This window comes from Acinetobacter sp. DMC2 (assembly GCF_056314305.1).
This window is the reverse complement of sequence record NZ_JBQUYP010000009.1, coordinates 1-14,031: the sequence shown is the minus strand read 5'-3', so window position 1 is coordinate 14,031 and position 14,031 is coordinate 1. Positions and strand designations below refer to the sequence as shown.

Below are 14,031 nucleotides of genomic sequence, written 5' to 3'. Positions count from 1 at the left end.
GGTGCAGTATTAGAAGACTTTTTAACTAATTTAGGCAAATCTTTTGATTTTAAGGATGTTTCTGGCAAAACTTGCTGTTCTGGACGAGTCGTCTTTATCTCTGGATGTGTTAATACTTTAGACGGTGCAACAGTTTGTTCCACTCTTTTACTCGGAACAATCATTGGTCGACCATCAGGACCAATAATCGTATAAAAACCGTCTGCATAAGATACAGAAACACTTGCTATTGCAACAAAAAAAATCGCAATAGCAAATCTAGGTCGAGACATCCGTTCGCAATTTAATTTTACCATTTTGTTCTGTAATTTAACCCGAGTACTGTAACTTTGGTATTGGTTTTAACATCCAAACCGGCATAAGGGTTTAACAGGATATTATCAACTCCTGTTTTATTAGATAAGGTACTAGTCCCTGCTGGAATATTATCGCGGCTACGTAAGAAACCAACTGAAAGATCCAAATCTGTATCTGCATCAAAACGATATCCAATACCCAAACCAAATAATTGTGCATTATTAATTGGAATCATAGTGTTGCGTTTATCATTGGGAATAGCACTAGCACGAGGTTCATAACCTGCACGTAACTTCAAACGATCTGTTGCCGAATACTCTAAACCAATACCCCAACTCCATGGTGAAGTAAACTTTAAAGGTAATCCTAAAGAAGCATCTGTCACATCATTTGATAAAAGTTTGGCAACTTTGAGTAAGGTAATCTGTCGATCAAATTCAAATTTGAACTTATCCCATGCCGAATAATCTGTCCAACCCACGTCAAAATTAACTTGTAAATCAGGGAATATTTTATATTTAATCCCTGCTTGAAAATGTGCAGGATATTCCAAGTCCATCGCGGCCAAACCAGACTCAGAGTTTGGTACATTTCCCGGTAAACCGAGAATAGCAGCTAAAACCTGACCTGTAGCTGATGAGTTTAAGCCTTTAATTAATTCTTGAGGAGCCTTAGCATTATTAATTAGGTATTTCCCTTTCATACGCATTTTAGCTGCACTTTGGTAAACCATACCAAAGCCAAAATCGTCCGTCGGTTCCCACATTAAGCCTAAGTTATAACTTGGGCTTAAAGACTGCTCCATAGAAACTTGCAGTGATCCCATTTTCTTAAAAGGGTCCATCCCTTCTTGAGTATTACATAAACCAAATAACAATAGATTAGTGATCATATCGTTATTGTCTTTGAACGGCCCACATACTACATCATCAACCATACGCAATACCCCAATCATATCATTGGGAAAACGCAAATCGGTTTTCATAGCAAGAGCGTTATAAGACATACCAACTGAAGCACCGATCGATAAATGATCATTTACTTGATAGCCAAAAGATGGAGACAAATAAGTAATCCGCTCAACAGCCACCTGCTGTCCCATGAAGTTTCCAGCGTTACCATTTTCAGCGCCAAAACCTGCAATTAAAGGTGCATAAATTGCTGTAGCATAGGTCAACTTTGAGCCGGGAGGTTTATAAGCAATTCCTGCAGTTGGAGCAGCTAATGGATAACCAGCTCCCAAATCAACCATTTTTTTTAGAATCGGTACATATAAGCTGGCATATTCAACATCACCACGTACAGGCCCCTTAAAATCAGTACAAATATTAGCTGCAACTTCTGGACCATCATTACAAACAAGAGGGTCATCTGAATAGCCAAAAACGTTATAACCAGGAGGTGCCGAGAACTCTCGCTGAATATCAAAGTTCGCTAAAATTCCTTGCACATCTGTCTGTAACCCATCAATTTTCGCTAAAGCCGCCGGGTTAAAGTGAATTGCACTAATACCAGGCGGATCTGCAGTTACAGCATTTCCCATCGATAGTGAACGAATATCAACAGCTAGGTTTTGTCCTAATTGAGCATTGGCAAAGCTAGAAAAACCGGAGATCACAATTGCCGCCGTTAAAGGACATAATTTAGGATATTTCACCTGCCTATCTCCTTATTTTGCTTTTTTGCCAAAGCCTATAAAATCTAGCGGGAAAGACAGACCAAGCGAAACATCTGGTGCATCTTCAGTTAAACCAATACCAACTGTACCATTGACAATTGTTTCAGGTGAAACACGTACACCTAAAGCAAAGGACAACATTGCGCTACTTTGGTCTGGTGACTTATATGATTCATCTCCATTATTAAATTCAAACTCAGCATCCATGTTAAAGCTTTGTTGATATGACATGGTCAATGACACGTCATAGTTAAATGAGTAAGCAAAACCAAATGAGAAGCCACCACTAATGCCTGGATCAAAAGACGTTAAATTCCTTGGTCCCTTAGCCCCGCTACCACGCGCCTGATTTAAACCTGTTTCTTTAAAACCATAATTGGCAGACGCCGAGGCAAATAAAACCACTGGATCGATATATTTACGGGTACTTGCTCCCACTCCAACAGAGTAATATCCCTTACCTGTTGAAAGCTCATCTAAACCAATTTCGTAAGGGCTATCCCCAGTTTTTGTTGATAGGTTCCCAAATAACACCAATGGCAAACGGCCTTGCTTTAAGGGGAAAGGTTCCCAGCGCGCCCCTAAAGAAATATCACCTAAACCCGCTGCAGTTGTATCTCGAACAATTTCAGACTTAGCAACGAAAGGAACAGTTGCAGATAATGTTAAGTTATCTAATACACCATATTGAACGGTAAAACTATTCGTTAAAGTATGGTTCGCATCTTCTTCAATACGTAATCGGTTGAGTTGAGATGAATTATCAGCCAAAGCTAAATCAATTCGAGTATCGCGATAATAGGTATAATCGAGATCGTAATAGGCTGAAAATACGCCTCTTTTAATCAATGAATATTGACGCTCATTTGAAGTAAATACTTCTTGCAAATTTGTCTCTTGAGTCGCATCACCTTCTTTTTTCTGTAAAGCAGTAGCAGCTTGATTAGCTCCAGTATTTGTTGCCTCAACAGGAGCAGGTACAGTAGTTACAACGTCTGTAGCTGGAGTTGTACTCTCCTCTTGAACTGAATCTGTTGATGTTACTACTGCTGTTGTACTCGCCTCAGAAACAGCTGCAGTATTTTGTACATCTGCTTGTTGTGCAACTTGGTCATTTGCATAAAGTGTACCCGTAATGGCACCCATACTTAATGCCAACACACTCATCTTCATCCATCGATTATTCATGTTTCTTCCCACCTAATGTATTTATTTTACTCAATTCATATTTGATTATTTACGCTTATAGTAAAGACGCATATATGTTTCAATTGGCTGATTATAGGTTGCAGAATTTGGGTCTTTATCCAGTACCCTACGCATAGTTGATGCTTTATTTGCTAAACGGTCATAATTGAATGTTGGATATTGCACATCCACAAAGGCATAACGGTTAACAGTTGCATCTTCCACATGGCGCATATCTGAGTCTTTTAATGCCAGTAGGTCTTTACGTTGAGATTCAGGAACAGAAACAACGAATAATGTATTATTATCCCAAACCTCTTTAAAACGATTTTCATCAAAGCTGATATTCCCTAATGCAGGATCAGCAACATAGACTCTTCCATCTTTATAAGCTTTATATACGACAAAATGTTTAAAACCAGCATAAGAAATTGGAACGATTGCAGGTTGTCCAAGATTGACTAAATCAGAAAACTCCCCTCGATAACCCCCACTTTCTAAACCAATAGCAGTTACAAAGCGCTTCATATCAAGTAATGAGAAACTTCGACGCTCAATAATACGTTGATATTCGCCATACTGTAGTAAGCCGCTCATGGTCTGCTGTTCAGTCAAACTAGTGCCCACATAACCATTTAAAAGCGTAGTAAGAGCGGCTGAACCACAGCTATAATCATAAGCTTGTCGAACAATACCTCGGAACTGATCTTCTACAGCTGGTTTAATTTGAACTGGTTCAATATGATTACGGCGAAAAGATAAATTACGTGAATCGGCGGTCTCTGTATAATAAACAGTTCCCGGTGGCTTTTTTTCTATTTCGAAGGCTTCTGTCGCAAAGTAATATATCAATGCTGAGCCTAAAGCAATCTCTAACATAAGCACTTGTTCTAAATGGTGGCCTAACTGGCCTTATTCATTTTATTCTTAGAGCAATAGCTCTACATCCCTGTGTGTTGAAGATACCTTTTTTTTTTGAAAAAAACAGCCTTTTTTTACTTTTTTTTGATGAACGTTTAGTTTTATAAAAATAGAGAGACTTTTATACTTAATTTAATTTGATTCTTAAATTTAATAACTTATTTTGATCAATAAAAATATTTTTACATATAATAAAATTAGGTAATTAATAAATTAAAAAAGCGCGTATTAAACGCGCTTTTTAATTTAATACTCAGATTAATGACCTGAGATTGTAATTGTAGAAGTTCCTACATTTAAACCTTGGATTTCAACATCACCAATTGAAGCAGCAGTATTAGAACCCAAATGTACGCCTTGTACATAAACATTCATACCTTGAGTACTATTATTTTGAATTTTTAAGCCCGTTGGTACAACTGAAATATTCGCATTTACGTCTAAATCACCAGTTGTATTACCTGCACCACGAACCATAACTTTATCAAGAACAATTTGACCGCCACCTGCAGCGTCGTTAATACCAAAGTTAGATAAAGTTAAACCGCCTTGTAAGCTTGAATTTACTTTGATCATTGCACCTTGTGGAGTAGCACCAAGTTGTACATTCGCTGAAATTGCACCTAAAGATAAATCTAAACCAGATAAAATTTCAGTTGGAGCAGTTTCAGTAATACCACGTACAGCAGTAGTCGTATTTAATGTGCCAGAAGTACCTACACCCACAGAACCTACATGTACATCAACAGCGCCTACATTTGCAGCAACATTTAAAAACGCGCCATTTGTACCTGAAGCACCCACACTATCAATTTTAAGGTCTAATAGATTCGTTGTTGGATCTACTTGATTAACTGTTACTCCGCTTACTACAATTGCACCCGCAGTTGCTGCTGCGCCTGTAATACCTGTAGCAGGATCTAGACCATCATTGTCATGAATAAATAATTTGTCGATAGAAATACCGCCAGAACCTAAAGCGATACCGATGTTAATACCATCTTGACCTGTAGCAGCGCTTAGTGCAGCATCGTCCATTGACTGCATTGCCATTGCATTTGCACTGATAGCTAAAGAAGAAACTAAAGCAAGTTTAGTGAACATTTTCATTGAGCACTCTCCCAAGAGCATTTATTTTTTGACTTTAACCACTCTCATTGTCTCAAATTGCATTTTTCTTTATATAGCAACCGAAACTTCCAATCCTTGAGTAGTTTTGCTTAGCAATTACTAAATTACATCTACGTTACTTTTTGTTCAACTAGTGTTGTGCATTTTTTGCCAACTACCCGACAAACGGTACACTCAATTTATTTCGCTTTTAACTCTAACGCCCCCTACCAATCCCACTCTAAAATTCGACTATTTTATCAACAAAAAGTACCTCTCTTCTAAGTCTTCTCCCTGATGATCCGCAAGTTGTAGTAAACTAATATTTCCCTCATTAACTATTCTGTTATTTAAAAATGTCTCAGTTAAAGAAAAAAATCTCATTACATGGTAAAAGTACTGCCGAGATTTTAAAAAATTTACAAGGATTAACTGGACTCATTTATTTAAATGACAATAACAATCCTGTTATTGGCTTTCTCCCTCAACAATACATTCTTATTCAGAATAAAAATAATATAGTATTTCAACGTCAGAACTTTAATGAATATAAAAATATATTAAAATCGAACCAATTATTAGATTTTATTCAACTAAAAGAAAATAAATTAAAAGAAATCAATAATACTAAATCAATAATAAGTTTTAACGGCGGCTATGTCGGTTTTATTAGTTATGATTTTGCTGCCCATCAATTTATTAGTGCTCAAGCCCATATACAACCGTCTTTATTCTTAGGTCAATATCGTTCTTTTTTAAAATATATAGATAATGAGTGGTATTTTTTTAGTGATGAAGAAAATGCATTAGACCTATTTAAATATATTAAAAAGAAGTTAGAGATTCCCAATTCAAATAAATCTAAAAATATATTTGAATTAAAAACTTCTATTCAGCCAAGATGGTCTAAAGAAAAATATTTCGAGGCTTTTAACAAAATACAAGAATACATTAAAGCTGGGGATTGTTATCAAATTAATTTAACCCAAGAATTTAAAGCTAATTTCAAAGGATCTTTATTAAATAAAGCTGAAGATTTATGGAGCCTTACTAATGCCCCATATGCAGGTTATTTAAAATTAGATCAATTTGAATTATTAAGTTGTTCTCCTGAACTCTTCATAGAATTCAATCAAAATAAACAAATTAAGACACGACCTATTAAGGGAACCATGCCTCGATATGAAGATATCGAAAAAGATTTTATTTCAAAACAAACCTTAAAAAACTCGCAAAAAGATCAGGCAGAGAATGTCATGATCGTTGATTTATTACGTAATGATTTGAGCATTTATGCCAATACAGGGTCCGTAAAAACAACGCAATTATTCGAGATTGAAAGTTTTAATCAAGTACATCACATGGTAAGCGAGATTGTTGCGACCCTTAAAGATGATGTTAATCCTATGCAAATGCTGCTCTCTGCCTTACCTGGAGGATCAATCACAGGTGCTCCGAAAATTCGGGCAATGCAGATTATTGAAGAGTTAGAGGAAGCAGCAAGAGGTGCATATTGCGGGACATTGGGCTATTTCAATTTTGATGGAACAGGCCGCTGGAATATTCTTATCCGTAGTTTTCAACAATATCAAAATCAGCTCTCTTTGTGGGCTGGCGGTGGTATTACCATTGCCTCAAATGCAGAAGCAGAATATCAAGAAAGCCTTGATAAAATTTCTGCTATGCTGAACTTGATGAACAGCACAGCAGACTAAAATTTAAAGAATATCTTGTTTTAACGTTTGCACTAAACGCATATTCTGCTCATCAGTACCCACTGTGATACGCAAAAACTGATTAATACGAGGCTTATTGAAATAACGCACAATAATACCTTGTTCACGTAATTGTTGTGCAAGTTTGCCTGCATCATGGACTGAGTGTGAAGCAAAAATAAAGTTCGCTTTAGAAGGTAAAACTTTAAAGCCCAAAGCAGTTAAGTCATCTACTAGCTTTTCACGACTAGAAATAACTTTCTGACAGTGTTCTTCAAAATAAGCCTGATCTTCAAAAGAAGCTACCGCGGCTGCAATTGCAAAACGGTCAATAGGATAGGAGTTAAAACTATTTTTGACAGCTTCAAGCGCTGCAATTAAATGTGGCTGAGCGATTGCAAAACCAACGCGTAAACCAGCTAATGAACGAGATTTTGAGGTTGTTTGACAGACAACCAAATTCTCATAGCGATTTACGAGACCAACTGCGGATTCTGCTCCAAAATCAACATAAGCCTCATCGATCACCACCACCCGATCTGGATTTGCTTTTAAGATTTGCTCGATATCTGGCAACCCCATTGCAATACTGGTTGGTGCATTAGGGTTTGTAATAACAATCCCACCATTTGGTTGTATATAGTCCTTAGCTTCTATCTCGAAATTCTCATTGAGTGGAATTTCTTTAGTTTTTGTTCCAAAGAACTGACTATAAACTGGATAAAAACTATAAGTAATATCTGGATAAAGAATCGGTTCATCTTGAAGGAAAAATGCTTTAAAAATATGAGCAAGTACTTCGTCTGAGCCGTTACCCACAAAAACTTGAGAAATCTCAATATTCTGTTGCTTAGCAATTGCTTGCTTTAAAGCTGTAGCATCTGGGTCTGGATATAAACGCAATGCATCAGCTTGCTGAGTTAAAACAGCTTGAACTGCTTCAACTACTTTTGGTGATGGCGGATATGGATTTTCATTCGTATTAAGTTTCAATAAATTCTGAATTTTAGGCTGTTCACCAGGAACATAAGGCTCTAATTCACGAACTTCTGGACTCCAAAAGCGCATTTGTGCTGTAGATAAAGTCATGGGTCTTATCTCAAAAAAGGGCTGAAAATCAGCCCTGAGTAATAATTAAAAAACTACAAGGTTTATAAGCTTATTGATAACGATAGCGAGCTGAGCGTGCATGGGCATCTAAGTTCTCTTGGACAGCTAATATGTCGGCTGTTTTAGCTAACGTTTTAACTCCATCTTTCGAGCACATAATTAGGCTCGAACGTTTTTGGAAATCATAAACACCTAAAGGAGAAGAAAAACGAGCAGTTCCAGATGTCGGCAATACATGGTTTGGACCCGCGCAATAGTCACCGATTGCTTCAGGTGTATAACGTCCCATGAAAATTGCTCCAGCATGACGAATATGTTCGCTCATTGCTTCGGCGTCATCCAAGCACAGCTCCAAATGCTCTGGTGCAACCTGATTAATCAAATCAATTGCTTCTGCACGGTCTTTGACTAATACCAAAGCACCACGGTTTTCAATTGAAGTTCGAGCAATATCTGCCTTTGGCAATTCATTTAAATGCTTTTCAATTGCCAACTCGACTGCATTAAGCAAAGCTTCATCTGGAGTTATAAAAATAGCTTGAGCCACTGTGTCATGTTCAGCTTGTGATAAAACATCCATAGCCAACCAATCTGCATTATTCTCACCTTCTGCATATACTAAAATTTCAGAAGGTCCAGCAATCATATCGATGCCGACTTGACCAAATACAGCACGTTTAGCAGCGGCTACAAAGCGATTCCCTGGACCAGTAATTTTATCTACAGGTGGAATTGTCTGAGTACCATAAGCCAAAGCTGCTACAGCTTGCGCCCCACCAATGGTAAATACTCGGCTAACTCCCGCAAGATAAGCTGCGGCAAGAACCAATGGATTTAACTCACCATTCGGTGCTGGAACAACCATAATAATTTCAGGTACACCAGCAACATGAGCAGGTACAGCATTCATTAGAACTGAAGATGGATAAGAGGCTAAACCACCTGGCACATAAATACCAACACGGTCTAAAGGCGTCACTTTTTGCCCTAATGTATTGCCCAAGTCATCTATATAAGTCCAGCTATCTTGTTTCTGAGCTTCATGAAATGTACGAATACGCTTTGCTGCCAACTCTAGAGCATCACGAATTTCTGGGCTTAAATTATCAAAAGCAGTTTTAAGTTGTTCTTGAGATAATTCTAAATCTGAAAATTGATGCGCAGGATGTCGATCGAACTGTTGAGTAAGCTTTAAAACATGATCATCACCATGCTGACGAACATCAGCAATAATTTGATCTACTGTTTGCACTAAATTAAGATCATTCACGGTTTCAAATGCTAAAAGCTCAGCAAAAACCTGTTTGAAGTTCTGATCTTGAGTCGATAAACGTCGCATCAATTTACCCACAAGGCGAAAAAGAAAAAGTAAGTTTACTCTTTTTCTAAGCGCTTGTGGGCATCATCTGGCTTAACTATTGCAAAAGCATGATGGGAAATTGCTTTTAACGCGATTGAACAGCTTGCTCAAGCTGTGAAATGATTGGATTTAACAAAGTTTGTTTACGTTTAAAACTGGCTTTATTTACAATTAATCGAGAAGACACTTTGCAAATCTCTTCTAATGGCTCAAGACCATTTGCTCTTAAAGTATTACCAGTATCGACCACATCTACAATGTAATCACCTAAACCAACCAAAGGTGCCAGCTCCATAGAACCATAGAGCTTAATAACATCAACCTGCTCACCTAAGCTTGCATAGTATTGACGTGTAAGATTGACATATTTCGTGGCAATTTTTAAACGACCCTTTGGATGCTCCATGCCTACTTTACCAGCAGTCATTAACTTACATTTAGCAATTTGCAGGTCAAGTAACTCATAGACATGCTGAGCACCATGTTCCATCAACACATCTTTACCCGCCACACCTATATCTGCTGCACCATTTTCTACATAGGTTGGTACATCAGATGCACGTAAAATTAAAATACGTACTTGCTTATGCGTAGTAGGAAAAATGAGCTTACGAGACTTTTCCGGATCTTCGAGTAAATTAATACCCGCTGTAGCCAATAAAGGTAACGTCTCTTTTAAAATACGCCCTTTACTCAATGCCAAGGTCAAACCATGATCAAAATTACCCATCACATCAAAATTAGGATCATCGTTTCTTACATCATTCATTAACTTACTCGCTTAATTTTGGCACCTAAACCTTGAAGCTTCTCTTCGACATGTTCATAACCGCGGTCAATATGGTAGATACGATCAATTAATGTATCTCCCTCTGCAACTAAAGCAGCTAGAACTAAAGAGAATGAAGCACGTAAATCTGTTGCCATAACAGGCGCTGCCTGTAAGGTTTCAACTCCTGTTACGACAGCATCGTGACCTTCCACCTGAATATTAGCGCCCATTCGTGACAACTCAGGAACATGCATAAAACGATTTTCAAAGATCGTTTCAGAGATTGTCGCAAATCCACGGCCAATAACATTTACAGCCATCAGTTGTGCTTGCATATCAGTTGGAAACTCTGGATGTGGCAAAGTTCTAAAACTTACAGCTTTAGGACGTTTACCCATCATATCAAGTTCAATCCAGTCATCACCACGAGTGACTTCAGCACCCATTTCTTCAAACTTATCCAGAACAGACTCAAGCAATGCCGGATCCGTATGAGTTGTTTTTATACGTCCACCCGTAATTGCAGCAGCAGCTAAATAAGAACCTGTTTCAATACGATCAGCAACAACGGCATATTCACAGCCATGTAAACTTTCTACGCCAGTTACAACAAGAGTATCTGTATCAAGACCTTCAATCTTTGCGCCCATTTTAATTAACATTTGAGCAAGGTCAGTAATCTCAGGTTCACGTGCTGCATTACGAATAGTTGTAACACCGTCTGCCAATGCTGCTGCCATTAAGATGTTTTCGGTACCGCCAACAGTCACCATATCAAAAACAACTTCACCACCTTTTAAGCGACCATCAACAGAAGCATGGACATAACCATTTTCAACTTCAATATGTGCACCCAAAGCTTCTAAAGCTTTTAAATGCTGATCCACAGGTCTTGAACCAATCGCACAACCACCAGGTAAAGAAACTTTAGCATTACCATAACGCGCTAATAATGGTCCTAAAACCAAAATTGAGGCCCGCATTGTTTTTACCAGCTCATAAGGTGCAAACTGATTATCTAAAGTAGAGGTATCTGCTTTTACTGTGTCATTTTCATAGCCAATTGTTACCCCTAATCCACCAATTAGCTTTACCAAAGTATTAACATCTTTAAGATTTGGAACATTGGTTATTGTAATTGGAGAATCTGCAAGAATAGTTGCAGCAAGTAATGGCAAAGCAGCATTTTTAGCACCAGAAATGCGCACTTCGCCCTCGAGCTTAACACCACCCGTAATTAAAAATTTATCCATTAATATTTAAGCTCCGAAAAGGCTTGCTTTACGCCATTCATCTTTGGTCATTGCACGAATTGTTACCGCGTGAACTTCCCCACTTGCAATATAAGTATTTAATGGTGCATAAACTAATTGTTGACGAGCCACTGTACGCTTACCTTCAAATTGATCATCCACAATACGGAGGTCAAATTTTCCGGCCTGTCCGCTCACCGCTACTTCCGCTACAGGGAAAGCTTCTTTTAAAATTTGAGTGAGCTGTTCACTATTCATTGCAAAGACCTCTGACACAACCTAAGGGGTAAAACGGAGTATTTTACTATAACTTTTTCCAAGAATTCAGTACGTGTTTATATTTTATCAATAAAAAAGAGGCTATCTTTCAAGCCTCTCTTAAATTAACAAAACTTATTAAACAGAAACAGTGACTTGCGAATAAGTACATTGCATTTTTCGATATCTTAATAATTGTCTTTTTAATTTTTCTGTCAATTTTTTAATTGAAGTATACATATCATCAGCGGTTGCCTGAGCAAACAACTCAATCCCCGGCAATCTTACAATAGCCTCTGCAACATGATTTGAACTGCCCTTATGTGAGCGCTTATCAATTTGATGATCTTTGGTTAATTTAATCTGCATACTATTCACCTGATCTAGGTGTTTCGTCAATTGATTAAACTTTGATTTAATATTTTCTTCTATAGCGGGTGTAATTGCTAAATGATGTCCACGAATCGTTATTTGCATAATTCTATCCCTCACCTTTTTTAGGTTATCTAAAGAAGAACTAAAACGATTTAATGCTATCAAAAAATATTAGGACAATTAAACCATTTTAGCAGCTCCTCTTGGTGAAATTAAAATTTCATTATTTCGTCATAATGAACCTCTAGAATAGCCATACTTCAAAATTCAGATCAAGACTTTTCTTTCAGACGATGAAGGAATATGTAACGATTCACGATATTTTGCGACCGTCCTTCTTGCTACTTCAATGCCCTCATCTTTCAATAATGTAGCAATTACATTATCTGACAAAGGTTTACGCGGATTTTCACTTGCTACGAGTTTTTTAATCATTGCACGAATTGCAGTGGAAGAAGCCTCTCCACCAGCAGTTGTACCTACATGGCTAGAGAAAAAATATTTCAACTCAAAAAGGCCACGTGGGGTAAGCATATACTTATTTGTTGTTACACGAGAAACTGTAGATTCATGCAACTCTACTTCTTCAGCAACATCTCGAAGAACCAATGGTTTCATTGCTTCTGCACCGATCTCCAAAAAAGCTTTCTGATGCTCCACAATACAAGATGCTACCTTTAATAGTGTTTTATGTCTTTCATCAATGCTTTTGATAAAGTTTTTCGCCTCAAGCATTTGGTTACGCAAATATAGATTATCTTCACTCTGATCTGCTCTACGAATCATACTGGAGTAAAAAGAATTAATTCTTAATTTAGGTAATACATCTGGGTTTAGTTGGACCTGCCAATGTAAATCTTTTTTGGAAACAACTACATCTGGGATTTGATAATCTGACTCTTGTTTATCAAAATCCATACCTGGATAGGGTTTCAATGTTTTTAAAAGATTGATTGCAAACTTTAATTGATCTTTTGTTAAACCCGTTTGTTTGAGTAATTTATTTAGATCATTTGCTATCAAAAGCTCATAATATTGCAATAAGCTCTTTGCTTCGTTTAAATATTCAACATCTTTCGGTAGGAATTCGAGCTGTATTTTCAAACATTCCGCTAAATTACGTGAACCAATCCCTAGTGGGTCAAGTCGTTGAATATGCTTTAAGACAACTAGAACCTCATCTTCTTCAATATCTTCCTCGATATCCATCTCATTTAATAATTGTTGGGCAGCTAAAATTATTTCTTCTATTTCAGCATCTAAGAAACCTTTATCATCTAATGCATCAACAATACAGTAAGCAATTAATTGATCTATTTTAGAAAAGTGCAAAAGATTAACTTGTTCTAAAATATGTTCCTTTAGAGATAATTGAACTTGACGATTATCCTCTCGCTCTTCAAATTCTGGAGTAGCCAATGCTGTTGATTGATGAGTATAAATATCATCCCAATCTGTATCGACTGGTAAATCATCAGGCAAATGGTTGGCATTTAATTCAGTTGTTAAATCATCTGAATCTTTACTTTCTAACGCAGATAGGCTATCTGTTAATGATTCTTCTTCTATTTTTTCAAGTAAAGGATTACTATCTAGTTGAATTTGAATTTCTTGTTCAAGCTCTAAGCTAGAAAGCTGTAACAAACGAATCGCCTGCTGTAATTGAGGTGTTAACGATAAAGAATTCGCAACTTTCAACCCAACAGATAATTTCATATTTTAGATTCCATTAAACAAGCAAAAATCATGCCTACTTAACATTTATAACATATAGTTTCTATTTATCATATATATTGGTATGAAATTTCTAGAAGAAAAAGTGGATTTTTTTAATGAAAAGTTTTGATACCTAGCTAATTAAGAGGTCGGTTTAGAAGCGCATTTTTAACTTAGAATAGGTTCGAAATTTCCTTCCGCTATAAAAAAAGGACTCTAAGAGTCCTTTTTTATGGTCTTACTGCATTTAAATCAATTTATTAATTAATTTCCCATAA

At 37.0% G+C, this 14,031-nt stretch carries 12 protein-coding genes and 1 pseudogene; 1 reads left to right on the top strand and 12 read right to left on the bottom strand.

Annotated features, from left to right (window positions below):
- The 5 genes and pseudogenes from ACT53H_RS17560 to filA form a co-directional block, all read right to left on the bottom strand.
- A pseudogene (locus tag ACT53H_RS17560) lies at positions 1-272 on the bottom strand (putative pilus assembly protein FilE); the annotation flags it as partial.
- 17 nt (positions 273-289) lie between these two features.
- A complete protein-coding gene (gene filD / locus ACT53H_RS17555; RefSeq protein ID WP_174732401.1) occupies positions 290-1,954 on the bottom strand; it encodes a putative pilus system OmpP1/FadL family transporter FilD in 1,665 nt (554 codons plus the stop codon).
- Positions 1,955-1,966: 12 nt separating this feature from the next.
- Complete coding sequence (gene filC / locus ACT53H_RS17550; RefSeq protein WP_174732403.1) at positions 1,967-3,163, bottom strand: putative pilus system protein FilC; 1,197 nt, start codon at positions 3,161-3,163, stop codon at positions 1,967-1,969.
- A 45-nt stretch (positions 3,164-3,208) separates the two neighbouring features.
- The gene (gene filB, locus ACT53H_RS17545; RefSeq protein WP_032004351.1) at positions 3,209-4,042 is read right to left on the bottom strand and encodes a putative pilus system C39 family peptidase FilB; all 834 of its coding nucleotides are present in this window, start codon (positions 4,040-4,042) and stop codon (positions 3,209-3,211) included.
- A gap of 300 nt (positions 4,043-4,342) precedes the next feature.
- Entirely contained in the window at positions 4,343-5,194 is an 852-nt protein-coding gene (filA, locus tag ACT53H_RS17540; RefSeq protein ID WP_443271289.1) for a putative pilus system protein FilA, read from the bottom strand.
- Positions 5,195-5,550: 356 nt separating this feature from the next.
- Here filA and ACT53H_RS17535 point away from each other — a divergent pair, with 356 nt between their 5' ends.
- Positions 5,551-6,909, top strand: a complete 1,359-nt coding sequence (locus ACT53H_RS17535; protein ID WP_476009766.1) for a chorismate-binding protein — start codon at positions 5,551-5,553, stop codon at positions 6,907-6,909.
- Positions 6,910-6,912: 3 nt separating this feature from the next.
- Here ACT53H_RS17535 and hisC read toward each other — a convergent pair whose 3' ends face one another.
- From hisC to ACT53H_RS17500, 7 genes are all read right to left on the bottom strand, one after another.
- Positions 6,913-7,998: a histidinol-phosphate transaminase gene (gene hisC, locus ACT53H_RS17530; RefSeq protein ID WP_476009765.1), complete on the bottom strand. Its 1,086-nt coding sequence runs from the start codon at positions 7,996-7,998 to the stop codon at positions 6,913-6,915.
- 70 nt (positions 7,999-8,068) lie between these two features.
- Positions 8,069-9,358, bottom strand: coding sequence for a histidinol dehydrogenase (hisD, locus tag ACT53H_RS17525; protein ID WP_476009764.1), 1,290 nt, complete (start codon positions 9,356-9,358; stop codon positions 8,069-8,071).
- Between the two features lie 106 nt (positions 9,359-9,464).
- On the bottom strand, positions 9,465-10,148 hold the full coding sequence (gene hisG, locus ACT53H_RS17520) for an ATP phosphoribosyltransferase (RefSeq protein WP_003655841.1): 684 nt from the start codon (positions 10,146-10,148) through the stop codon (positions 9,465-9,467).
- On the bottom strand, positions 10,148-11,404 hold the full coding sequence (gene murA / locus ACT53H_RS17515; RefSeq protein ID WP_092711078.1) for a UDP-N-acetylglucosamine 1-carboxyvinyltransferase: 1,257 nt from the start codon (positions 11,402-11,404) through the stop codon (positions 10,148-10,150). The genes hisG and murA overlap by 1 nt, the downstream gene beginning before the upstream one ends.
- Before the next feature lie 6 nt (positions 11,405-11,410).
- Entirely contained in the window at positions 11,411-11,662 is a 252-nt protein-coding gene (gene ibaG / locus ACT53H_RS17510) for a BolA family iron metabolism protein IbaG (protein ID WP_004794487.1), read from the bottom strand.
- Positions 11,663-11,800: 138 nt separating this feature from the next.
- Complete coding sequence (gene hpf, locus ACT53H_RS17505; protein WP_004641296.1) at positions 11,801-12,139, bottom strand: ribosome hibernation-promoting factor, HPF/YfiA family; 339 nt, start codon at positions 12,137-12,139, stop codon at positions 11,801-11,803.
- A 165-nt stretch (positions 12,140-12,304) separates the two neighbouring features.
- Complete coding sequence (locus ACT53H_RS17500) at positions 12,305-13,753, bottom strand: RNA polymerase factor sigma-54 (RefSeq protein ID WP_004794488.1); 1,449 nt, start codon at positions 13,751-13,753, stop codon at positions 12,305-12,307.
- Positions 13,754-14,031: the final 278 nt, after the last annotated feature.